At 72.1% G+C, this 21,634-nt stretch carries 25 protein-coding genes; 14 read left to right on the top strand and 11 right to left on the bottom strand.

What is annotated here, in order from left to right:
* The first annotated feature begins 164 nt into the window (after positions 1-164).
* Entirely contained in the window at positions 165-416 is a 252-nt protein-coding gene (locus ACIBF7_RS10105) for a hypothetical protein (protein WP_148032132.1), read from the top strand.
* Positions 417-457: 41 nt separating this feature from the next.
* Here ACIBF7_RS10105 and ACIBF7_RS10100 read toward each other — a convergent pair whose 3' ends face one another.
* The 5 genes from ACIBF7_RS10100 to ACIBF7_RS10080 form a co-directional block, all read right to left on the bottom strand.
* Positions 458-1,339 carry an MsnO8 family LLM class oxidoreductase gene (locus ACIBF7_RS10100; protein WP_397196892.1) on the bottom strand — a complete coding sequence of 294 codons (882 nt, stop codon included), beginning with the start codon at positions 1,337-1,339 and terminating at the stop codon, positions 458-460.
* A 35-nt stretch (positions 1,340-1,374) separates the two neighbouring features.
* Positions 1,375-2,379 carry a hypothetical protein gene (locus ACIBF7_RS10095; RefSeq protein WP_397196891.1) on the bottom strand — a complete coding sequence of 335 codons (1,005 nt, stop codon included), beginning with the start codon at positions 2,377-2,379 and terminating at the stop codon, positions 1,375-1,377.
* The gene (locus ACIBF7_RS10090; protein WP_148032129.1) at positions 2,376-2,843 is read right to left on the bottom strand and encodes a SigE family RNA polymerase sigma factor; all 468 of its coding nucleotides are present in this window, start codon (positions 2,841-2,843) and stop codon (positions 2,376-2,378) included. Before ACIBF7_RS10090 ends, ACIBF7_RS10095 begins: the two co-directional genes overlap by 4 nt.
* A 90-nt stretch (positions 2,844-2,933) precedes the next feature.
* Positions 2,934-3,884 (bottom strand): adenylate/guanylate cyclase domain-containing protein, encoded by a 951-nt coding sequence (locus ACIBF7_RS10085; protein WP_271279296.1) that lies wholly within the window; start codon positions 3,882-3,884, stop codon positions 2,934-2,936.
* 46 nt (positions 3,885-3,930) lie between these two features.
* Positions 3,931-4,686, bottom strand: coding sequence for a FadR/GntR family transcriptional regulator (locus tag ACIBF7_RS10080; protein WP_148032128.1), 756 nt, complete (start codon positions 4,684-4,686; stop codon positions 3,931-3,933).
* Positions 4,687-4,772: 86 nt separating this feature from the next.
* On the opposite strand from ACIBF7_RS10080, the gene ACIBF7_RS10075 reads away from it, so the two are divergent.
* Genes ACIBF7_RS10075 through ACIBF7_RS10040 form a run of 8 tightly spaced genes read left to right on the top strand, consistent with a single transcriptional unit; the run spans position 4,773 to position 13,694 of the window.
* Entirely contained in the window at positions 4,773-6,275 is a 1,503-nt protein-coding gene (locus tag ACIBF7_RS10075; protein WP_148032127.1) for an ABC transporter substrate-binding protein, read from the top strand.
* Positions 6,272-7,219: an ABC transporter permease gene (locus ACIBF7_RS10070; protein ID WP_219549117.1), complete on the top strand. Its 948-nt coding sequence runs from the start codon at positions 6,272-6,274 to the stop codon at positions 7,217-7,219. Before ACIBF7_RS10075 ends, ACIBF7_RS10070 begins: the two co-directional genes overlap by 4 nt.
* The gene (locus tag ACIBF7_RS10065) at positions 7,216-8,049 is read left to right on the top strand and encodes an ABC transporter permease (protein ID WP_219549119.1); all 834 of its coding nucleotides are present in this window, start codon (positions 7,216-7,218) and stop codon (positions 8,047-8,049) included. The genes ACIBF7_RS10070 and ACIBF7_RS10065 overlap by 4 nt, the downstream gene beginning before the upstream one ends.
* Positions 8,036-8,956 (top strand): ABC transporter ATP-binding protein, encoded by a 921-nt coding sequence (locus tag ACIBF7_RS10060; protein ID WP_271279295.1) that lies wholly within the window; start codon positions 8,036-8,038, stop codon positions 8,954-8,956. Before ACIBF7_RS10065 ends, ACIBF7_RS10060 begins: the two co-directional genes overlap by 14 nt.
* Positions 8,919-9,719, top strand: a complete 801-nt coding sequence (locus tag ACIBF7_RS10055) for an ATP-binding cassette domain-containing protein (RefSeq protein ID WP_397196890.1) — start codon at positions 8,919-8,921, stop codon at positions 9,717-9,719. The genes ACIBF7_RS10060 and ACIBF7_RS10055 overlap by 38 nt, the downstream gene beginning before the upstream one ends.
* Positions 9,716-10,897: a M20 family metallopeptidase gene (locus ACIBF7_RS10050; protein WP_261808616.1), complete on the top strand. Its 1,182-nt coding sequence runs from the start codon at positions 9,716-9,718 to the stop codon at positions 10,895-10,897. The genes ACIBF7_RS10055 and ACIBF7_RS10050 overlap by 4 nt, the downstream gene beginning before the upstream one ends.
* Entirely contained in the window at positions 10,894-12,243 is a 1,350-nt protein-coding gene (locus ACIBF7_RS10045) for a P1 family peptidase (RefSeq protein ID WP_345482593.1), read from the top strand. The genes ACIBF7_RS10050 and ACIBF7_RS10045 overlap by 4 nt, the downstream gene beginning before the upstream one ends.
* A 23-nt stretch (positions 12,244-12,266) precedes the next feature.
* Positions 12,267-13,694: an aldehyde dehydrogenase family protein gene (locus tag ACIBF7_RS10040; RefSeq protein ID WP_219549127.1), complete on the top strand. Its 1,428-nt coding sequence runs from the start codon at positions 12,267-12,269 to the stop codon at positions 13,692-13,694.
* Positions 13,695-13,742: 48 nt separating this feature from the next.
* Here ACIBF7_RS10040 and ACIBF7_RS10035 read toward each other — a convergent pair whose 3' ends face one another.
* The 4 genes from ACIBF7_RS10035 to ACIBF7_RS10020 form a co-directional block, all read right to left on the bottom strand.
* Positions 13,743-14,507 carry an SDR family NAD(P)-dependent oxidoreductase gene (locus tag ACIBF7_RS10035; RefSeq protein WP_219549129.1) on the bottom strand — a complete coding sequence of 255 codons (765 nt, stop codon included), beginning with the start codon at positions 14,505-14,507 and terminating at the stop codon, positions 13,743-13,745.
* Between the two features lie 13 nt (positions 14,508-14,520).
* Positions 14,521-15,063 (bottom strand): GNAT family N-acetyltransferase, encoded by a 543-nt coding sequence (locus ACIBF7_RS10030; RefSeq protein WP_271280291.1) that lies wholly within the window; start codon positions 15,061-15,063, stop codon positions 14,521-14,523.
* A gap of 56 nt (positions 15,064-15,119) precedes the next feature.
* The gene (locus ACIBF7_RS10025) at positions 15,120-15,845 is read right to left on the bottom strand and encodes a L,D-transpeptidase family protein (RefSeq protein ID WP_271280292.1); all 726 of its coding nucleotides are present in this window, start codon (positions 15,843-15,845) and stop codon (positions 15,120-15,122) included.
* Positions 15,846-15,956: 111 nt separating this feature from the next.
* Entirely contained in the window at positions 15,957-16,103 is a 147-nt protein-coding gene (locus ACIBF7_RS10020) for a hypothetical protein (RefSeq protein WP_271280293.1), read from the bottom strand.
* On the opposite strand from ACIBF7_RS10020, the gene ACIBF7_RS10015 reads away from it, so the two are divergent.
* Together ACIBF7_RS10015 and ACIBF7_RS10010 are read left to right on the top strand one after the other, a co-directional pair.
* Positions 16,096-16,962, top strand: a complete 867-nt coding sequence (locus ACIBF7_RS10015) for a hypothetical protein (RefSeq protein WP_271280294.1) — start codon at positions 16,096-16,098, stop codon at positions 16,960-16,962. The genes ACIBF7_RS10020 and ACIBF7_RS10015 overlap by 8 nt on opposite strands.
* Before the next feature lie 225 nt (positions 16,963-17,187).
* A complete protein-coding gene (locus ACIBF7_RS10010) occupies positions 17,188-17,694 on the top strand; it encodes an isoprenylcysteine carboxylmethyltransferase family protein (RefSeq protein ID WP_219544282.1) in 507 nt (168 codons plus the stop codon).
* A gap of 6 nt (positions 17,695-17,700) precedes the next feature.
* Here ACIBF7_RS10010 and ACIBF7_RS10005 read toward each other — a convergent pair whose 3' ends face one another.
* On the bottom strand, positions 17,701-17,973 hold the full coding sequence (locus tag ACIBF7_RS10005) for a hypothetical protein (protein ID WP_271280295.1): 273 nt from the start codon (positions 17,971-17,973) through the stop codon (positions 17,701-17,703).
* A gap of 98 nt (positions 17,974-18,071) precedes the next feature.
* Here ACIBF7_RS10005 and ACIBF7_RS10000 point away from each other — a divergent pair, with 98 nt between their 5' ends.
* Positions 18,072-19,046, top strand: coding sequence for an acetylxylan esterase (locus tag ACIBF7_RS10000; RefSeq protein ID WP_148032116.1), 975 nt, complete (start codon positions 18,072-18,074; stop codon positions 19,044-19,046).
* 70 nt (positions 19,047-19,116) lie between these two features.
* Here the strand turns inward: ACIBF7_RS10000 and ACIBF7_RS09995 are convergent, their stop codons facing one another.
* On the bottom strand, positions 19,117-19,404 hold the full coding sequence (locus tag ACIBF7_RS09995; RefSeq protein WP_148032115.1) for an iron-sulfur cluster biosynthesis family protein: 288 nt from the start codon (positions 19,402-19,404) through the stop codon (positions 19,117-19,119).
* A gap of 182 nt (positions 19,405-19,586) precedes the next feature.
* Between ACIBF7_RS09995 and ACIBF7_RS09990 the strand changes: the two genes are divergently transcribed.
* A complete protein-coding gene (locus ACIBF7_RS09990; protein WP_187281202.1) occupies positions 19,587-20,207 on the top strand; it encodes a DUF4142 domain-containing protein in 621 nt (206 codons plus the stop codon).
* A gap of 140 nt (positions 20,208-20,347) precedes the next feature.
* Positions 20,348-21,196 carry a DUF2382 domain-containing protein gene (locus ACIBF7_RS09985; RefSeq protein ID WP_148032112.1) on the top strand — a complete coding sequence of 283 codons (849 nt, stop codon included), beginning with the start codon at positions 20,348-20,350 and terminating at the stop codon, positions 21,194-21,196.
* Positions 21,197-21,634: the final 438 nt, after the last annotated feature.

Genomic DNA, 21,634 nt, shown 5'->3' with positions numbered 1-21,634 from the left:
CAGGGGCTGAAGATTTACTGAAGTTCAGACGGGGATTCAGATGACGATCAGAGACCCTCCGGCGAGACCGCGCCGCCCGGGCGAGCATCCTCACGAACAGGCGTCACTCCCCGGAGTGCCGCACGCTCCAAGGCCCCTCGATGCCGAACCACAGGGACCCCACCATGTTCGTCACCTCTGCCCTTCCCGCACTCATGGAAACGATCGCCAGCCCTGAGGGCGTCGCGATGGCCCGCGGCCTCCTCTACCTCCTGGCCGTCCTCGCCGGCTGGACCGTGATCTCGGCCGTCCGCCGGCTCGGCAAGGTCGTCACCGCGCTGTTCCGCGCGTCCCTCATGGTCGTCGCGCTGGCCGCCGTCGGCACGGTCGCCGTCGTGCTCATCGCGCAGCTGGCGCTCATCCTGGAGCTCAGCTGACGGCCGTACGGTGAGATGGGCGCGAAGACGGCGCCCATCTCTCACGCCAGGGCGGCCAGCCGCCGGTACGACTCCAGGCGGTCGTCCAGGTCGTAGGTGTTCATCGTCACCAGGACCTCGTCGGCGCCCGTCACCGTCACCAGGTCGCGCAGCCGCGTCGCGACCTCGTCCGCCGTCCCGCTGATCTGGCCCTTGCGGGCGTCCTCCAGCAGCGCGCGCTCGCGCTCCGGCAGGTCCATCCGCAGGATCTCGCCCGGCGGGCGCAGCGGCGGGAACACGCCGCGTACCCGCGAGTGCGCCGTCGACCACGCCTCCGGCACCTGCAGCAGCGCCGCCTGCTCGGCGGTCTCGCCGACCGCGATGTTCGCCGCCACCATCACGTACGGCGCCGCGCTCCACTCCGACGGCCGGAACGCGGCCCGGTAACGGGCGGCGGCCCCGGCCGGGGCTCCGCCGCCGATCACCAGGGGGAGGCCGTGCGCGGCGGCGATGTCCGCGCCCGCGCCCATGGCCAGCACGAACACCTGCGGGCGCAGGCCCTCCGCCGGCAGCGCGTGCACCCCCGGGTACGCGTCCTGGGCGCCGGTGAACCCCACCGACCGCCCCAGGCCCATGTCGATCCGCGCCGGGTGCAGCGACTCCAGCACGCCGAACTGCTCGGCCACCACCAGCGGCCGGTGGTTGGGCAGCATCACGCCGCCGGTGCCCACCCTGATGCGGGAGGTGGCCGCCGCGACGGCCGCCGCCAGCACGGTCGGCGCCGACCCCGCCACGCCGGGGACGCTGTGGTGCTCCGACACCCAGAACCGGTGGTAGCCGAGCTTTTCGGCCTCGCGGGCGAAGCGCACGGTGTCGCGCAGCGCCGACGCCGGCGACTGCCCCTGCCGGACCAGCGAACGGTCGAGGATCGAGAGCGGTGTCATATCCCGGTGCAACAAGGGCGGGCGGGAAATGGTTCCTACTCGCCGTAGAGCCCGATCGACCAGCGGACGGGGCGGTGGGGATGACCGCCGTCCACGGTGATCCGAGCGGTCACCACGACCCGCTCACCGGGCCGCGTCTTGTGCTCGCTCATCGCCAGCGGGAACGGGCCGGACCGCCACACGACGCAGCCGCTGCCGTGGCCCACCCCGCCGTCGACCGTGATCTCGAACCGGAGCCGCTCGGCGAGGTCGCCGGCGCAGATCTGGTCGAGGCCGAAGGACCGACCGGTGGCGTCGAACTCGAACCGCACGGTGTCGTCCGCCGGCCACATCCCGGTCCGCGCGTCGAGGAGCGGCCGGCCGCCGAGCCTGTCCGGCAGGTCCTTGACCGGCTCCGGCCGCACGGGCGCGTCCGGCGGCGTCCAGGCGTAGACGCCCAGCGTCCAGGTGCCCTCGGTCCGCGGCACGGGCCGGCACGTCCCGCCCTGCACCACGCAGGCCGTGCCGGTGGTGGTCGTGTCGAAGGTGACGCTCACCTCCCGGGCGCCGGTGGGCACCGTGAGCGGCTGGAGCGCCCGCCTGGCCGAGCAGCGGCCGAAGCCGGGGCCGCTGGAGCGGCCGTCGACCGCGACGCGCACGCCGGTGTTCACCTGGAGGTCGCCCTCGCACACGGCCGCCACGTCGAGCCGCTCGCCGGTGACCGGCACCCGCACCGTCGCCCGGTCCGCGCCGCCCGCCCGGATCGTGGTGACCGCCACGCGCCGGTACGCGGTGCCGTCCGGGGCGGTGAACCGCTCGGGCAGCTTCGCCGCCGGCCGCACGGCGACGGTGGTCTCCGGCGCTGCCGGGCCGGGCATGACCGCCGCACCCAGCACCACGGCGGCGGCCACCGCCGCCCCCGCCGCCACGCCGGCCGTCACCCGTCTGCCCAGCCGGGCCCTGCGGACGCGCGCCAGGACCTGCTCGTGGCGCGACGGATTCGCCGGAGAAGGGCCGTCGGCCCGCTCGCGCAGCGCGTCCCGGAGATCCTGAACGGTCATGACCGCAGCTCCTTCATGATCGACTCGTTCACCCGCAGCTTGGCCAGCGCCTTGGCCGTCTGGCTCTTGACCGTGCCGGTCCCGCAGCCGAGCAGCGCGGCCACCTCGGCCACCGGCAGGTCCTCGTAGAAGCGGAGCACGATCACCGCGCGCTGCCTGGCCGGCAGCCCGCGCACCGCGCGCCACAGCTCCGCCCGCTCCCCGGCGTCGTCATCCCGTACGGGGAAGTCCGGCAGGCTCGCGCTGGGCACCTCGGCCCGCCACCTGCGGCGCCACCAGGAGGTGTAGGTGGTGACCAGGACACGGCGGACGTACGGCTCCGGCTCGTCCACCCGCGGCCAGGCGAACCACGCCTTGGTCAGCGACTCCTGCAGCAGGTCCTCGGCGAGGCCCCAGTCGCCGGTCAGCAGGTACGCGGTGCGTAACAGCCGGTCGGACCGGGCCACCACGAAGTCCTGAAACATGGCTCTATCCGCCACGGGATGCGCCTCCCCATCAGAGCGTTGCTGACGGTACAGACGCGATGGGACGACGGCCCGGTTGCCCGGCGGCGCTCAGGCGCGGGTCACGGTGAACGGGACCAGCTCGCCGAGACCCCGGACCGACAGCCGGTCCACCGCCCGGAGCTGGAACGCCCGGTCGTCCTCCAGCTCCTCGGCCGCCTGCGGGTCCGCCAGGATCGTCCCCGGCAGGGCCAGCGCGGTCAGGCGGCTGGCCAGGTTGACGGTCGTGCCGAAGACGTCGCCCATGCGCCACACCACCGGCCCGGCCGCCAGGCCCACCCGCAGCTCCGGCATGCCCCGGCCCTTGGCGTGCGTCTCCACCAGCCGCAGCCCGATGTCGGCGGCCACATGCGACTTGTCCGCCACGAACAGCACCGAGTCGCCCAGCGTCTTGACCACCCGGCCGCCGTAGGAGGTGACGATGTCGGCCGAGCGGCCCTCGAACCTGTCGACCAGCGCGGCCAGCTCGGTCTCGGTGATCTGCCTGCTCAGCCTGGTGAACCCGACCAGGTCGGCGAACCCGACCGTGACCCGTACGGCGCTGAGGTCCTGGACGGCGAGCCGCCCCGCGGCGGCGGCGAGCTGGCGCCGCCAGGCGTAGACCAGCAGCCCGGTCAGGTCGGGCACCACCCGCTCGGCCCGCCGGCGCCACGCCCTGGGCCGCTCGGCCAGCGGCACCCCCGCCTGGTCGAGCTCCTCGGCGCCCAGCTCGGCCTGCGACTCGGCCAGCCGGGCCGTCGCCCGCCCGAGTGAGCGGGCGATCAGCAGCATGTGCTCCTCGTCGTAGAGGCCGTCGCTGACCATGCCGAGCAGGGTCCTGAGCGCCTCGACGTCGGAGTCGGTGAACTCCACCGCGTCGTCGGCCACGTTCGCGAAGCCGAGCGCCCGCCAGAACCGCCGCGCGCGGTAGACCGGCACCCCTGCCATCTCGGCCACCTGGTGGCTGGTGTAGCGGCGGGGCTCGCGCAGGAACGCCTCGGCCACCGACTCCTCCCCAGCCACGGCTGCAACATAACACTCTTTACCCGGATTGCGCCGCCGGCACCATTCACTCTTCCAGCAGTGCGCGCAGCGCGGGGCGCTCGTCGGCCGGGACGTAGTCGACGTAGTAGTCGTACATCGTCTCCCGCGACAGCCGGGCCGCCAGCGGCCCGTCGCCGGCGCGCACGGCGTCGAGCACCTCCTCGTGGTGCCGGATGCTGCGCCGCATGAGCGCCACCCGGTCGTCCGACGAGGCGATCTTGCCCGCTATCAGGTTGAGCACGATCGACCGGACCACGCCGGTGCTGATCTCGATGAGCTTGTTGCGCGAGGCCCGCGCCACCGCGTCGTGGAAGGCCACGTCGGCGGCGCTGAACTCGTCGTAGCTGACCTCGGCGGCCCGGCGCATCCGCTCGATGGCCGCGTCCATCTCGGCGAGCTGCTCGTCGGTGCGCAGCCGCGCCGCGAGCAGGTTGGCCGACGCGTCCAGCACCATCCTGAACTGCACCAGCTCGCCCAGCGACAGCTCGTCCACCCGGGCGAGCGTGGTCATCGACTTGTGCAGCGCGGCGGGCGAGAACGGCTGCACCTCGGCGCCGTTGGGATCCCCGGGCCGCGACTGGACCAGCCCGCGCGCCTGCAGCACGCGCAGCGCCTCACGCACCGTGGAGCGGCTCACCGAGAACTGCGCCATGAGATCGCGCTCGCTCGGCAGCCGCTGGCCCGGCGTGAGCGCCCCCGTCTCGACGGCCTCCTCGATCTGCTCCACGATCCGCTCGTAAGCGCGTACGGTCCGCACCGGCTCGAACCGTGGACCACCCATTGAAGCCCCCTTGACCTGAGCCGTAGCGGACTGGCAATGTGCAGCCTACTGGTCAGACCAGTGCACTAGCCAGGAGGCTGAAGGACATGAGGCGAATCGGGACCTGGATCGCCGCGGGCGGTCTCCTGTTGAGCATCGCCGCCTGCGGCGGAGGCGGCGGATCCGAGACCGCGGGCGGCGAGCAGCAGGCCCCCCAGGCGCAGACGTTGTCGGTCGGGTTCGTGGCCGAGCCGGCCAACCTCGACTTCACCTCGACCGAGGGCGCCGCCATCCCGCAGGCGCTGCTGGTGAACGTCTACGAGGGCCTGGTCAAGCTCGACCAGGACGGCAAGATCGTCCCGCTGCTGGCCGAGAAGTGGGAGGTCTCGGACGATCTGAAGACCTACACCTTCACCCTGCGGCCTGACGTGAAGTTCACCAACGGCGCGGCCTTCACCGCCGACGACGTGGTCTTCTCGTTCGAGCGGCTGAAGAGCGACTGGAAGCTGAAGATCACCTCCCAGCTCGACGTGGTGGAGAAGGTGGAGAAGAAGGACGACGCCACCGCGGTCGTCACGCTCTCCAAGCCGAGCAACAGCTTCCTCTACACGATCGCCACCCGGCTCGGCGCGATGTTCAGCCGCACCGGCGTCTCCGACCTGGCCAACACCCCTGTCGGCACCGGCCCGTACAAGCTGGGCGAGTGGCGGCGCGGCGACCACATCCGCCTCGACTCCAACGACGGCTACTGGGGCACCAAGCCGCAGATCGGGTCCGTGACGCTGAAGTACTTCAAGGACGCCACGGCGATGAACAACGCGCTGCTGACCGGCGGCATCGACGTCATCTCCGCGGTCCAGGCGCCCGAGTCGCTGCAGCAGTTCGCCGACCCCAACCGGTTCGAGACCATCGAGGGCACCACCAACGGCGAGGTCGTGCTCTCCATGAACAACGGCCGCCCGCCGTTCGATGACAAGAAGGTGCGCCAGGCCGTCCGCCACGCCATCGACCACCAGGCGCTGCTCGACACCGCCTGGGCCGGGCGCGGCCAGCTGATCGGGTCGATGGTGCCGCCGACCGACCCGTGGTACGAGGACCGCACCGGCGACTACCCGTACGACGTCGCCAAGGCCAAGGAACTGCTGGGCGGCAAGACGTACGACGTGAAGATGCGCATCCCGAACCTGCCGTACGCGGTCGCCAGCGCGCAGGTCGTCAAGTCGCAGCTGGCCCAGGTCGGCATCAACGCCGAGATCGAGCCGCTGGAGTTCCCGGCCCGCTGGCTGGACTCGGTGTTCACCAAGGCCGACTACGACCTGTCGATCATCAACCACGTCGAGCCCCGCGACATCCGCATCTTCGCCGACAAGTCCTACTACTTCCGCTACGACAACCCCGAGTTCGGCAAGCTGCTCGCCGCCGCCGACGAGGGCACCGAGCAGGAGCAGACCGACAACTACAAGGCGGCGGCCAAGCTGCTGTCCGAGGACGCCGCGGCCGACTTCCTGTTCGGCTTCCCGAACCTGATCGTGGCGAAGAAGGGCGTGACCGGCCTGCCGAAGAACGCCATCTCCGAGTCCTTCGACTTCACCGGTCTCGCCAAGCAGTGATCCTGTACCTGCTGAAGAGGGCCGCGGTGTTCGTCCTGAGCGCCGCGGTCGCCGGTGTGCTGGTGTTCTCGTTCATGGCCGTGCTGCCGGGCGACCCCGCCGAGGTGGCGCTGGGCGTGAACGCGACCCCCGAGGCGGTGGCCGAGCTGCGCAAGCAGTTCGGCACCGACCGGCCGGCGGCGGCCCAGTTCTTCGACTGGTTCGGCGGGCTGGCCACCGGCGACTTCGGCACCTCGTACGTGACCAGCTCCCCGATCGGGGAGCAGATCAACGACCGGCTGGGCGTCACCGCCGTGCTGGTGGGCGGCGGCATGCTCGTGGCCCTGCTGATCGCGGTGCCGGCCGGCACGTTCGCCGCCGTGCACCACCGCAACCCGCTCGGCGTCGCCATCAGCGCCTTCAGCCAGGTGGGCATCGCGATCCCGGCGTTCCTGGCGGGCATCCTGCTGGTGTTCGTGTTCGCGGTGCAGGCCCAGGTGCTGCCGTCGGGCGGCTACGTGCCGCTGGCCGAGGACCCCGTCGAGTGGTTCCGCGGCCTGCTGCTGCCGTGGCTGTCGCTCGGCCTCGTGCAGGGCGCGGTGCTCACCCGCTACGTCCGCTCCGCCGTGCTGGACGTGATGCGCGAGGACTTCCTGCGCACCGCCCGCGCCAAGGGACGCGGCCGGATGGGCGCGCTGTGGCGGCACGGGCTGCGCAACGCCTCCGTCCCGGTGGTGACCGTGCTCGGCCTGCAACTGGCCACGCTGCTCATCGGCGCGGTCGTGGTGGAGCGGGTGTTCGTCATCCCCGGCCTGGGCGACCTGCTGCTGAACGCCGTCGCGGGCCGCGACCTGCTGCTGGTCCAGGGCGTCGTCATGGTCCTGGTGCTGGCCGTCCTGCTGATCAACTTCCTGGTCGACGTGGCCTACGCGGCGCTCGACCCCCGGCTGCGGGGGGCACGATGAAGGGCCGGCTGAACGCGAGCCTCGTCAGCGGCGCCGTCCTCGTCGGGCTGGTCGTGGCGATGGCGCTGGTGTCGTTCGTGTGGACGCCGCACGACCCGGTGCTCGTGGACGCGGGCAACAAGCTGCACGGCCCCGGCGACGGCTACCTGCTGGGCGCCGACAAGTTCGGCCGCGACACCTTCAGCCAGCTCATGGTGGGCGCGCGCACCACCCTCTACGTCGGCATCGTGGCCGTCGGCATCGCCGCGCTGATCGGCACGCCGCTCGGCGTGATCGCCGGCATGACCCGCTGGCGCTGGCTGTCGGAGCTCGTCATGCGGGCCAACGACCTGGTGTTCGCGTTCCCCGCGCTGCTGCTGGCCGTCATGCTCGGCGCGGTGTACGGGGCCGGCACGCTCACCGCGATGATCGCCATCGGGGTGGCGACGGTGCCCGCCTTCGCCAGGGTCGCCCGCGCCGCGACCATGCAGGTCATGGTGACCGACTACATCCTCGCCGCCCGCGCCGCCGGCCGCCGCCGCCTTCCCGTGGCGTTCCGGCACGTGCTGCCGAACATCGGCTCGATGCTGATCGTGCAGGCGTCGGTGTCGTTCGCCATCGCCATCCTGGCCGAGGCCGCGCTGTCGTTCCTCGGCTTCGGCACCCGCCCGCCCACCCCGTCGTGGGGGCGCATGCTGCAGGAGTCGCAGGAGCTGCTGTTCTCCACGCCGCGCCTGGCCCTGTGGCCCGGCCTGGCCATCGCGCTGGCCGTGCTCGGCTTCAACCTGCTCGGCGACGGCCTGCGCGACTACCTCGACCCCAAGCTCAGGAGGATCCGTGCTGAGCGTTGAGGGCCTCACCGTGCGGGCGCACGCGGCCGAGCTCGTGCACGACGTGTCGTTCCGGATCGGGCCCGGCGAGCGGGTCGGCCTCATCGGCGAGTCCGGCTCCGGCAAGTCGCTGACCGCGCTGTCGCTGATGGGCCTGCTGCCCGAGGGCGTCACCGCCGCCGGGCGGGCCCGCCTGCGCGACCGCGACCTGGTCGGCGTGCCCGAGTCGCGGCTGAAGGACCTGCGCGGCCGGGCCATGTCCATGGTGTTCCAGGAGCCGATGACCGCGCTCAACCCGCTCATGCGGGTCGGCGCCCAGGTCGCCGAGGTCATGACCCTGCACGGGAAGCCACGCGAGCAGGCCCGCGCCCGCGCCGTCGAGCTGCTCGGCCGGGTCCGCCTGCCCAGCCCCGAACAGGTCGCGCGCGCCTACCCGCACCAGCTCTCCGGCGGCCAGCGCCAGCGCGTCATGCTCGCCATCGCCCTCGCCAACGAGCCCGAGCTGCTCATCTGCGACGAGCCCACCACCGCGCTCGACGTCACCGTGCAGAAGCAGATGCTCGACCTCATCGCCGAGGTGGCGCCCGCGCTGCTGTTCATCACCCACGACCTGGCCGTGGTCGCCTCCGTCTGCGAGCGCGTCCTGGTCATGTACGGGGGACGCGTCGTGGAGAGCGGCCCGATCCGCGAGGTGTTCACCAGGCCCCGCCACCGCTACACCGAAGGCCTGCTGGCCGCCTCCAAGCTGACGCCGCGCGGCACCCGCCTGCCCACGATCAAGGGCAGCGTCCCGCCCGCCGGCCGGTTCCCCGGCGGATGCGTCTTCCGCAACCGTTGCCCGCACGCCGACGTGACGTGTGAGAAAGTCCCGGCGCTGACAGGAGAGGGCCATGCCCACGCATGCTGGCACCCCGCTGATCGAGGTTAGCCACCTCACCCGCGTCTACCAACGGCCCCGCACCTCGCTCACCAAGCCGGGCGGAGCCGTGCACGCGCTGCGCGGCGTGTCGCTGACCGTGCACAAGGGCGAGCGGTTCGGCATCGTCGGCGAGTCCGGCTCCGGCAAGTCCACGCTGCTGCGGCTGCTGTGCGGGCTCGACCAGCCCACCGCCGGCTCCATCCGGTTCGACGGCCAGGAGATCACCGGCCTGCCCGAACGGCGGCTGCGCTTCCTGCGCCACAGCCTGCAGATCGTGTTCCAGGACCCGATGAGCTCGCTCGACCCGCGCATGCGCGTCCGCGACCTGGTCGCCGAGCCGCTCGTCGCGCTCGGCGAGCCCGTCGGCGGCCGGGTGGCCGAACTGCTCGACGAGGTCGGGCTGCCCGCCTCCGCCGCCGACCGCTACCCGCACCAGTTCTCCGGCGGCCAGCGCCAGCGCATCGCCATCGCCCGCGCGCTCGCCCCCCGGCCCAAGGTGCTCGTCGCCGACGAGCCCGTCAGCGCGCTCGACGTGTCCGTACGCGGGCAGATACTCAACCTGATGGCCGACCTCGTCGACGAGCACGGCCTCACCCTCGTCTTCGTCTCGCACGACCTGTCCGTCGTCCGCCACGTGTGCGAGACGGTCGCCGTCATGAACGACGGTGAGATCGTGGAGACCGGCGCCGTCGACGACATCTGGATCGAGCCGAGCCACCCCTACACCCGGGCGTTGCTGCGGGCCGTACCCACCCTGGAGGGATTGCTGTGATCGAAGTGGACGCGCAGGGCGTCGTCGAGTTCACCCGGGCGCTGGTCCGCGTCCCCAGCACCAACGACCCGGCGCGCGGCCGCAACGAGCAGCCCGCCGCCGACCTGGTGGCGGCCAGGATGCGCGAGTGGGGCTGGGAGCCGGTCGTGTACGAGGCCGCCCCCGGCAGGCCGAACGTGGTCGCCGTGGTCGAGGGCGGCGGCGGCGACGGGCCCACCCTGATGTTCGAGGGCCACACCGACGTCGTCACCGAAGGCGACCTGTCGGAGTGGACCGTGGACCCGTTCGGCGGCGAGATCCGCGACGGCAAGCTGTGGGGGCGCGGCAGCGCCGACATGAAGTCCGGCCTGGCCGCCACGCTCTACGCCACCCGCGCGCTGCAGCTCGCTGGACCGTTCCCGGGACGGATCAAGGTGTGCGCGCTGGCCGACGAGGAAGGGCTCATGATCGGCGCCCACCACTTCGTCGACCAGGGCCTGGCCGCCGACGTCGACGGCGCCATCGTGGCCGAGCCCGAGGCCGGCGAGATCTGCGCCGTCGCCAAGGGCGCGCTGCGGCTGCGCGTCGACTTCACCGGCAAGATGGCGCACGGCGCGATGCCGCAGCACGGCCGCAACCCCGTCCAGGCCGTCGGCGCGCTGCTCACCGGCCTGCGCGAGCTCCAGGCCGAGCTGCAGAAGCGCTTCCCCGCCCACGAGCACCTCGGCGAGGTGTACGTGACCCCGACCGTGGTCCGGGCCGGCAGCGAGGAGCAGGTCAACGTCATCCCCGCCACCGCGTCCGTCTTCGTCGACGTGCGCACCATCCCCGGCGTCGGCCACCAGGACGTCGCCGACCGGGTGGCCGAGCTGGCCGCCTGGGACGGGATCGCGTCCGAGGTGAGCATCCTGGTGGACCGGCCGCCGGTGGACGTGCCCGTCTCCGACCCGGTGGTGGCCGCGCTGGCCGCCGCGCACCGCGACGTCACCGGTGAGGAGCCCGTCTACGGCGGCGTCCCCGGCTCCACCGACGGCACCGTGCTCACCCACTGGGGCGGCGTCCCGTCCGTCGTGTACGGCCCGGGCGGCAAGTGGATCGCCCACCAGGCGGACGAGTACGTCGAGGTGGACGAGATCGTCCGCTGCACCCGGGTGTTCGCCGAGGCGGCCAGGCGCTTCCTCACCCGGAACCTGACGTGACACCGGGTGCCACCAACTCCCTGCTGGACGTGGCCGGCCTGCGCGTCGGCCACCACCACAGGGCGGGCGGCGGCTACCGGACCGGCACCACCGTCGTGCTGGCCCCCTCGGGCGGCATGGTCGCCGGGGTCGACGTCCGCGGCGCCGCCCCCGGCACCCGCGAGACCGAGCTCCTCGACCCGCGCAACCTCGTGGAACGCGTCCACGCCATCGTCCTGACCGGCGGCAGCGCGTACGGCCTCAGCGCGGCCTGCGGCGTCATGTCCCGCCTCGCCGACGCCGGCGTCGGCTTCCCCGTCGAGGGCGGCGTCGTCCCCATCGTCCCCGCCGCCGTCATCTACGACCTCGGCCGCGGCGGCGCCTTCCGCGCCACCCCGGACGCCGCCTTCGGCGAAGCCGCCCACGACGCCGCCCTCCACCCCGCTCCCTCTCTCACGGCGACCCCGGCCACCGGCGTCAAGCCGGCCCGCCCGGCCGCCCCCGTCACGGGCCACGGCACCCTGCACGCCGCGCCCGGCGCTTCTCCCTCCGCGCGGGCCTCCTCGGCCGCCGACGTCGAGCCGGCCAGGACGAGCGGTGTCGCGCCTGTCGGCCCCGCCGGTGGTCCGTACGTCGCGTCAGGCGGCGCTGCTGTGTCCGCGCGGGGCTCCTTCACCTCGGCCTCGGCCGCCGATGGCGAGGCGGGCGCCGCGTCTGGAGGGGCGTGCGGGGTGAGCGCGGCGGGGCATGTGAGCGGGTCCGTCGGCGCGGGCGCGGGTGCGGTGGCCGGAGGGCTGGCCGGCGGGGTGGGGACCGCGAGCGTGATCCTGCCCTCCGGGGCCACCGTCGCCGCGCTGGCTGTGGTGAACGCCGCCGGGTCGGTGCTCGATCCAGGAAGCGGCGCCCTGGCCGGGGCCAGGTACGGGCTGCCCGGCGAGTTCGACCACCTGCGGGAGCCGAGCGCCGAGGAGACCGCCGCGTGGCGGCCGTCCGGGGTGACCTCGCTGAACACCACGATCGGCGTCGTCGCCACCGACCTGACGCTCACCAAGGCGCAGTGCGCCAAGCTGGCCGCGGTCGCGCACGACGGCCTGGCCCGCGCCATCCGCCCCGCGCACACCATGGTCGACGGCGACACGATCTTCGCCGTCGCCACCTGCGCCCTGCCCGCGCCGGGCGGCGAGCAGCGGGTGTTCGGGGAGCGGGCCGGGGAGGACGAGCCGCCGGGGGCCGAGCTGCACGACCTGCTCGCCGCCGGGGCCGACGTGTTCAGCCGGGCCGTGGCGCACGCCGTGCTGGCCGCCACCGGCAGGGAGGGCGCGCCGGCCTATCTCGACGTGTTCCCGAGCGCGATGCGTACGTCATGAAGCACACCAAGGGGGATCAAAGCGTGAAATATCAGGATGCGTGGCCGTCCGGGCTGCCCATCGGCGACGGATGGGTCGAACCGGCCGCCGAAGCCGACGTGATCTTCCCGTACGACGGCTCGGTGGTGATGCCCGCCCCCGTCGGGGACGCGAAGCTGGCCGCGCGGGCGGTCGAGGAAGCGCTCGCGGTCGCGCCCGCGATGGCGGCGCTGCCGTCGCACGCCCGCCGCCGCGCCCTCATGGCCGCGCACGACGCGCTGGCCGAGCGGCGCGAGGAGGTCGAGCGGCTGCTCGTGCTGGAGACCGGCAAGCCGCTCGTCGACTGCCGGGTCGAGGTGGCGCGCACCCTGGTCACGCTGGTCACGGCCGCCGAGGAGGTGGCCAGGCTGCACGGCGAGACCGTGCCGCTGGACCTGCTGCCCGCGGGGGAGGGCCTGATCGGGTTCTGGACGCGGCGGCCGATCGGGGTGGTGGTCGGCATCACCGGGTTCAACTACCCGCTGCTGCTGGCCGCCCACAAGATCGCGCCCGCGGTGGCCGCCGGGTGCCCGGTGATCGTCAAGCCCGCCCCGGCGACGCCGCTGGCCACGCTCTGGCTGGTGCACCTGCTGCGCGAGTCCGGCGCGCTGCCGCCGGCGGCGGTGCAGCTCGTCACCGGCGACGTCGAGGTGGGCCGGACGCTGGTCGAGGACCGGCGGATCGGCGCCGTCTCGTTCACCGGCTCGGCCGCGGCCGGGCACGCCATCGCCCGCAACGCCGCCCCCACGAAGGTGCTGCTCGAACTCGGCTCGAACGCCGCCCTCGTGGTGGCCGCCGACGCCGACCTGGAGGCCGCCGCCGACGCGGTGGTGCGCGGCGGCTACTACGCCTCCGGCCAGGCGTGCATCTCGGTGCAGCGGGTGCTCGTCGAGGAGCCGGTGGCGGCGCGGTTCCGGGAGCTGCTGGCCGCACGGATGAAGGACGTGGTGGTGGGCGACCCGCGGCTGCCCGAGACCCGGGTGGCGCCGCTCATCGACCCGGCCGCCTCCGACCGGGTGCTCGACTGGGTCGCCTCCTCCGGGGCCGAGGTGGTGACGGGCGGCGTGCGCGACGGCCGCGCCATCGCGCCCACGCTGCTGGCCGGCGTGCCCGACGGGGCCGCCGCCTGGGACGAGGAGATCTTCGGCCCCGTCGTGTGCGTGCGCCCGGTGCCCGACCTGGAGGCCGCCTTCGCCGCGGTCAACGCCTCCCGGTACGGGCTGCACGCCTCGGTGTTCACCCGCTCGCTGGCCACCGCCTTCGCCGCGATCGAGCGGATCGAGGCCGGGGGAGTGGTGGTCAACGAGGTGCCGGGCTTCCGCGCCGACAACATGCCGTACGGGGGCGTCAAGGACTCCGGCGTCGGCCGGGAGGGCCCCCGGTTCGCGATCGAGGAGCTCACCGTGACCCGGATGGCCATCATCCGCCCCTGAGGACGGATGACAGGCGTCCGGCGGGGACGGGTGGCTCCTGGTCCGCCGTCAGTTGGGCGGGTCGAAGCGGCCGTCCACCGCCGTCCAGCCTCCGTCGACGTACAGCACCGAGCCGGTGACGAAGCTGGCGGCGTCGCCGGCCAGGTAGACGACCGCGCCCGCCAGCTCCCCGGCGGTGGCCCAGCGGCCCAGCGCGCTCTTGGCCGCGTACGCCCCGTACCAGCCGGGGTCGTCCTTGATCTGCTTGGTGAGCGGCGTCTCCACCACGCCGGGCGCGATCGCGTTCACCCGCACCCCGTGCGGCCCGAACTCGGCCGCCGCGGTGCGCAGCAACTGCACCAGCCCGGCCTTGGTGGCCGAGTAGACGCCCTGGCCGGGCTCGGTGACGGCGGCGCGGATGGAGGCGAAGCCGATGATGGACCCGCGGCCGCGCGCCACCATGCCCGCGCCGAACGCGCGGACCACCTCGAACGAGGCCTTCAGGTTGAGGTCGACGACCCGCTGGAACTCCTCGGCCGTGTAGTCCAGCAGCCGCTTGCGCACGTTGGTGGCCGCGGTGAACACCACCACGTCCGCCTCAAGCTCGGCGCCCGCGGCGTGCACGGCCGCGCCGTCCAGCACGTCGAGCGCCAGGGACGTGCCGCCGCAGCGGGACGCCGTCTCCTCGGCGGAGGGCAGGTCGCGGTCCGCGCACACCACCGTCGCGCCGTGCGCGGCCAGCGCCAGCGCCGCCTCCCTGCCGATGCCGCTGCCCGACCCGATGACCACCGCACGCCGCCCGTCCAGGCGGAACAACCCCTCGTATGCCTTCATGGCAGCACCTTAGTCACTGGTCAGACCAGTGCACCAGGTGGTGTCGCGCCTCCCACTCCTCCCGGAGCAGCTCGTACTCGACCTCGCCCTGCTCCGCGCCGTCGATCGGGTCCTCCCAGTCCTCCCAGAAGGTGCGTACGTGCCGCAGCCCGCACTTCTCCATGACCCGGCGCGAACCCAGGTTCACCGCCATCGTCTGGGCGTAGACGCGGCGCGCGCCCAGCTCGGCGAACGCCCGCTCGATCAGCCGCAGCGACCCCTCGGTCGCGTACCCGCGTCCCCAGGACTCCCGGCGCAGCCGGTAACCCAGCTCCAGCTCGCCCTCGCCGCCCGGCCGCAGGTGGAACCAGCCGATGAAGGCGCCGGTGCGCCGCTCCTCGGCGGCGAAGAACCCCGACGCCATGAACCGGGGGAGCGTCTCGCGCACGATCGTCTCGCGCGGCGTCGGCCTGCCGCCGTTGAGGAAACGCATGACGTCGCGGTCGTTGTGCAGGCGGACGAGCTCGCCGGCGTCGTCCATCGTGAAGGGGCGCAGGATGAGGCGTTCCGTGTCCATCCGGCACACGGTAATCGCCGGTCCCGCGCCCCTCGACGGATTTTCGGCGCGGCGGCCTAGCCCTTCAGCTTGTGGCCCTGCCTGACGTACACCGGCTCCCCGATGGTCACCATCCGGTAGAGACGGTCGGCTATCGACATGGGGAGGCGCACACAGCCGTGGGAGCCGGGCCACGACGGCACCTTCCGGCCGCCGTGGATCGCCACCCCGCCCACGAAGTACAGCGAGTTGTACATCGAGCCCAGCGGGCCCGTCGTCCAGCCGGGCGCGCGCTTGTAGACGCGGAAGTCGCCGATCGGGGTGACGGCGACGCGGCAGCGGCCGCCCTGGCAGAACCGCACCCCGGCGCCCGTCGAGGTGTGCGAGATGAGCACCGGCCGGCCGCGGCGGTAGACGGTCAGGAGCTGGCGGCGCAGGTCGATCTCGACCCGGTTGGCCGACCCGGTCTTCACCAGCGGGCGAACCTTCCTGGGCCGGGTCAGCCTCCGCCACACGTCGGTGTCGACGATGTTCGCGGCCTGCATGCCCTGGCTCTTCCTGAACGCCCACACCGCGAAGCGGGTGTCCTTGTCGTAGCTGCCGGTCGCCTTGGTGAACAGGTAGCCCATCTGGCGCAGCCGCTGCTGGAGCCACCTGACGTCCTCGCCGCGGTCTCCGGGCCGCAGGTCGATCTCCTCGTCCTCGCCCCAGCCGTCGTCGGCCGCCGCCGGGGAGATGAAAGGGGCGGCCGTCGGGAGAGCGAGGCACAGGACGAGCGCGAGAATGCGGCAGGCGTTGATCACGGAGTTAACGTATCCCTTGTTAGGAAATGGTGATCCCGCCGGAGGGTCTCATTCTGTAAAGAGCAGGCCAGGACAAATTCGGACATTTTGGGCCGCCTTCTTTTTGGTTCCCTAGAATGGCGTTTTTTTGAACCGGTATTGCTGAGTGGCGAGATAGTCCTGCTTCGCGGCAAGGGTATGTTCGCGGCTGTCGCGAGGCGTTTCAGAGCCCGCTTCCAGATCGATGAACCATGAACGGAAACCATCGCCCATGAACATTGCAAGCCGTATCCGCTCCGGCAGGCGGGTCGCCGGTCTCGCGCTGGCGGCGGCCGCCGCCGGAGCGACGCTCCTCCCCGCGGCACAGGCCGTCGCCGGTACCGGCCAGGTGGCCGGTACCGCCGTCGTCGTGCACGAGAAGCCGATTCTCTGCAAGCACCGCAAGTGCGGGCACCGCTACAGGTGCCACAGCTGCGGGCACCGTCGCGGCTGCCACAACTGCGGGCACCGCCACCACGACGGCAACTGGTTCTTCAAGAACAAGGGTCACCACCACCACCGCGACCTCGACGATGACGTCGACGACGACGAGTTCGAGCACAAGGGCCGCCACCACGACGACGGGTTCAAGCACAAGGACCGCGACGGCGACTGGGGCAAGCGCAAGGGCGACGACGAGCGCGGCGAGTGGGACGGGCGCAAGGGCTACCAGGACCGCGGTGACTGGAAGCAGTACAACGAGGACCGCGGCGAGTGGGACAAGTACAAGGGCGACCGCGCCGAGTGGGACAAGTACAACGGCGACCGGAACCGCGGCGAGCGGGACACGTACAACGGCATCCAGGACCACGGTGACTGGGGCAAGTACAAGGGCGACCACGGCGAGTGGCAGAAGTACAACGGCGACCGCGGCGAGTGGGAGAAGTACGGCGACGGCGACCGCGCCGAGTGGGACACGTACAACGGTGACCACGCCCGCGGCGACTGGGGCAAGTACAAGGCTCCTCACAAGGAGAAGTGGGGTCACGGCTACTACGCCAAGAAGCACCACCACAACAACAAGTGGTGGGTGTGGCCGTTCGTCGAGAACGGCAGCGAGCCGTGGTGGCGCACCGACCAGAAGAAGAAGACCGCCTGAAAAAGCCGCTGGGGCTCGTCGCCCGTAGCGGAGGGGAATGAACCCGCCGCTCGTTTTCCGGCCCGGCCGCAGGCCGTGGCGAAAGTCCGGCAGGCGGATTCCCTTCGGTGATTCATCGTGCGGACGAAATGCCGCACCCGTTTCGACGGGTGCGGCATTTCGCGTTCCCCGGGGTTGACGGGCCGATCCGAAGAAGTCATCATGTGATGAAATAAGGGGTGGGCCATGCGCAGGACATCAGCCGCGATCGGCAGTGCGATCTTCTTCCTCGCCGCCCCGGGCGTCGTCGCGGGCCTGGGCCCCTGGTGGGTCTCCGGCTGGGAGCCGCGCTCGCCCCTGCCCGGCGCATGGATGATCCCCCTCAGGGTGGCGGGCGTGCTGCTGCTCCTGGCCGGGGCGGCCGTCGTCGTGGACGCGTTCGTCCGGTTCGTCGCCGAGGGCTCCGGCACGCCGGCCCCGATCGCGGCGCCCGGGCGGCTGGTCGTCGGCGGCCTCTACCGCCACGTGCGCAACCCGATGTACGTGGGCGTCCTGGCGGCGATCCTGGGGCAGGCGCTGCTGTTCGGCGACGCCGGGCTGCTGGTGTACGCGGCGGTGGCCGGGGCGGCGATGGGCGCTTTCGCGCACTGGTACGAGGAGCCGCGCCTGCTCGGCAGGTTCGGCGCCGACTACGAGCGATACCGCCGCGCCGTGCCCGGGTGGTGGCCGCGCGTCCGGCCGTACCACCCCTGACGCCGGTCACTCCAGCGGGTGCCCCAGGCGCAGGATGCGCCGGTCGCCGCTCACGATCACCTCGCTGACGGTCCACATGCGCTCGTCGACGACGGTGCCGTCCATGGTCATGTAACCCCCGACGACCAGCAACGGGCGGCCGCCGATGAAGAAGAGCTCGGCCCGCGCCTCGGTCTCGTCGCCGAACCCCAGGATGAAGTCGTCGTAGTCCAGAGGGGCGTCGAGGATCATGCCCGGCGCCAGGTGGGGGCGGGAAGTCTGGAACAGGTGCACGTTCACGGGGGTCAGCTACCCGGATTCCTGATGATCGTGCACGCTGTGGCGCTGATGTGCGTGAATGCGATGAAATGTCTCCATCCCGAAAGGTTGGAGTATCTGTGCCCCTGTTCGATCTGCCGCTTGAGCGACTCCGCGACTACCGCCCCGACCGTGACGAACCCGCCGACTTCGACGCGTTCTGGGCCCGCACGCTCGCCGAGGCCCGCGAGTTCGCGCTGGACGCGGAGTTCACCCCGTACGAGCTGCCGTTCGCCCACGTGGACGCGTTCGACGTCTCCTTCGCCGGGTGGGGCGGGCACCGGATCAACGGCTGGTTCCTCATCCCGCGCGGCGCCGGGGCCCCGCTGCCGTGCGTGATGCACTACATCGGCTACAGCGGCGGGCGCGGCTTCCCGCACGACCACCTGATGTGGCCGGCGGCCGGGTACGCGGTGTTCGTGATGGAGACCCGCGGCCACGGCGGCGCCAGCGTGCAGTCGCCCGGCGCCACCGGCGACCCGCACGGCGCGGCGGGCCCGCAGGCTCCCGGCATGATGACCCGCGGGATCATGGACCCGGACGACTACTACTACCGCCGGGTGTTCGCCGACGCGGTCAGGGCCGTCGACGCGGCGGCGGCCCACCCGTCCGTGGACGCGGGCCGGATCGTGGTGTCAGGCGGCAGCCAGGGCGGCGGCATCGCGCAGGCCACCGCCGCGCTGCACCCGTCGGTGGCGGCGGCGCTCGTGGACGTGCCGTTCCTGACGCACTTCCGCCGGGCCGTCGAGATCACCGACCGCGACCCGTACCAGGAACTGGTCCGGTTCCTCGCCACCCGGCGCGAGGCCGCCGACCAGGTGTTCCGGACGCTCTCGTACTTCGACGGGGTCAACTTCGCGGCTCGTGGCACGGTGCCGGCGCTGTATTCGGTGGCGCTGATGGACTTCGTCTGCCCGCCGTCGACGGTCTTCGCCGCCTACAACCACTGGCAGGGGCCGAAGGAGATCACGGTGTGGCCGTGGAACGGCCACGAGGGCGGGAGCGGCTACCAGCGCGAGGAGCAGCGCCGCCACCTGGCCGCGCTGTTCGCCTGACGCCCGCCTGGCACGCCGCCGATCCGGCACGTGGATCGTGCCGGACCCGGCGGCGTGCCGAGCTGCGGTGTCAGCCGGCGCGCTCGGTCACCAGGAAGGACACCGCCCCCTGGTCGTCGGCGCCGGCGTCGAGTGACTTGTCGTCCAGCACCGTCGCGGCCACCGGGTCGAGGTAGACGCGGGCGCCCTCCGACTCCACGACCGCGTCAGCCGGCTCGGGAGCCGTGGCCAGGGACAGGGTCAGCGAGCTGGCGTCGTCATCGCTGGAGGCGATGCGGATGCCGCCCTGCGCCGGCTCGGGCGCGCCCGCCGTGAGATTGCGGATCGCCTGGGCTGCATTAGCTGTCAGGGTGAGCACTACGGCTCCTCCTCGGATTCGACGTACATGAGTCGCCTGCCATTCCCCGGTCTGTCCGGGTCCTAACCTTTGTGGCCGGGACTTTTACCGGCGAACCGGCGTGGCGTGGCGGGCCGGGCCCGTCGGGCGCGCTTGGATGACTCTCCGTCAACGCACCATCACAGATCGTCGGGGGATTCAGCATGTCCGTTCCGCGCCCGTACCTCGCCCTGCTCCTGGCCGCCGTGACGGCCGTCACCGGCTGCAACAGCGGCCCCAGCACGTCCGCGGGGCTCGCCACGCCCGCCTCGCCCACCGCGGCCTCGCCGGGGACGGCCTCTCCCGCTCAGCCCTCCGACCAGGACCGGATCTGGCTCCGGGAGATCCATCAGGGCAACATGGCCGAGATCCAGGCGGGGGACCTGGCCCAGCACAAGAGCACCTCCGAGGCGGTCCAGAGGCTGGGCACGATGCTGGTCGAGGACCACACCAAGCTCGATCAGGAGGTCGTGAAGACCGCCGAGCAGCTCGGCGTCAGCCTGCCCAAGAACACCTCGGGCGAGCAGAAGAAGGTCATCGCCGGGCTCCGCGACGCCTCGCGCGCCGACTTCAACCAGGAGTTCCTGATCGCCATGCGCAAGGCGCACGAGAAGGCCATCACCGCCACGCAGACCGAGATCCAGAGCGGCACGTCGCCCCAGGTGAAGCAGCTGGCGGAGAAGGCGCTCCCGGCGCTGGAGATGCATCTCGACGAGATCGGCAAGATCCCCGGCGGGGAGGCGCCGGCGCCGGACAGCGGCGCCCCGGCCCCGGAGAACTCCTGAGGCGTCAACCCCGAATTACGCAAAACATCCCGGATGAGCGTGCGTTTGTGCAGGTATGGGGGTATTTGCCCGTCTTGAGCCACCTGTCGGTCCGGCGAAGCGGCCGTCAGAACGAACAATTCGGGGGAATCGTCGTGGCTATGCAGACAGAGATCCGGAGCCTTTTCGACTGCGATGTCATCGACTCCGATGGTCAGCGGGTCGGCAGGGTCGGCCAGGTCTACCTCAGCGACCGCACGGGGGACCCGGAGTGGGTCACGGTGCGCACCGGGATGTTCGGCATGAAGCAGAACTTCGTGCCGCTGACCGGTTCGCGCCGGTCCGGGAACGAACTGCGCGTCCCGTTCGTCAAGGAGATCATCAAGGGCGCGCCCAGCATCGACGTGGACGAACACCTGACCCTGGAGGAGGAGGCCGGGCTCTACCGCTACTACGGCATGCAGCCGTCCACCATCCCCAGCCAGCGCAAGCCCGAGGGCACGACCGGAACGACCACCGGAACGACCGGAACGTCCGGAACGACCGCCGGGATGACCGGAAAGGTCACCGGGCCCGCGCCCGAGCGGCGCGGCGCGCGGGGGACCGAGCGGGATGTCGACATGACCCGCTCCGAGGAGACGATGCACGTCGGCAAGGAGACGAGGGAGGCCGGCCACGTCCGGCTGCGCAAGTACGTGGACAGCGAGAACGTCCAGGAGAGCATCCCGCTGGAGCACGACGAGGTCGTGATCGAGCGCGAGCCGATCTCCGGCGGCCAGCCCTTGGAGGGGCGCGAGCTGGAGGAGGACGAGGAGTCCATCACCCTGTACGAGGAGCGCCCGGTCGTCGGCAAGGAGACCCGGCCCGTCGAGCGCGTGCGCCTGCACAAGGAGAGAGTCCGCAAGGACGAGACGGTGCAGGGGGAGGTCCGCAAGGAGCGCTTCGAGGTCGACCGGGACGGCGCGACGATCGACGAGCGCGACGAGCGCGACGACCGACGCGGGCGCTGACGCCCTCTTTCGCGCGGTTTTCAGGCGAGGGCGCACGGTCGCGCCCTCGCTTTCAGATGATGAAAGAACTCACATAGCGCAACGAAACCCCCGAATTCGGGCGGGCCTGATCCCGCTTGCGGGCTGTCACGACCCGTTACTCCGTGGTTGCTCTCTTACCCTCCCGCAGGGTAGCCGCGCCTGACCTTCGGGTTACATGGCGGACGGCTCGCCCGTGGCCCCCTTCCGCGGCCGAGATCCCCTTTCCGAGCACTACCGGAACGGTTTCGCGCGGTCTTCCACGCCGGCTGACCGGCGCGCCTGGAGGTTCCTGCGAGCCGCCCTGTGACCCACGAGGGCATTCCAACGCATTCGTTAAGTAGCAGTTGACAGCTTGACGGTAAATGGCAGGATCAGGGCGTGAACAAGTAGTTCAGGGTTTACAGAGCACTTCGCGGA

The organism is Nonomuraea sp. NPDC050478, assembly GCF_044458265.1.
In the GTDB taxonomy this organism is placed as follows: Bacteria; Actinomycetota; Actinomycetes; order Streptosporangiales; family Streptosporangiaceae; genus Nonomuraea; species Nonomuraea ferruginea.
Note: the sequence above shows the minus strand (reverse complement) of the source record. Positions and strands in the feature narration are given on the sequence as shown.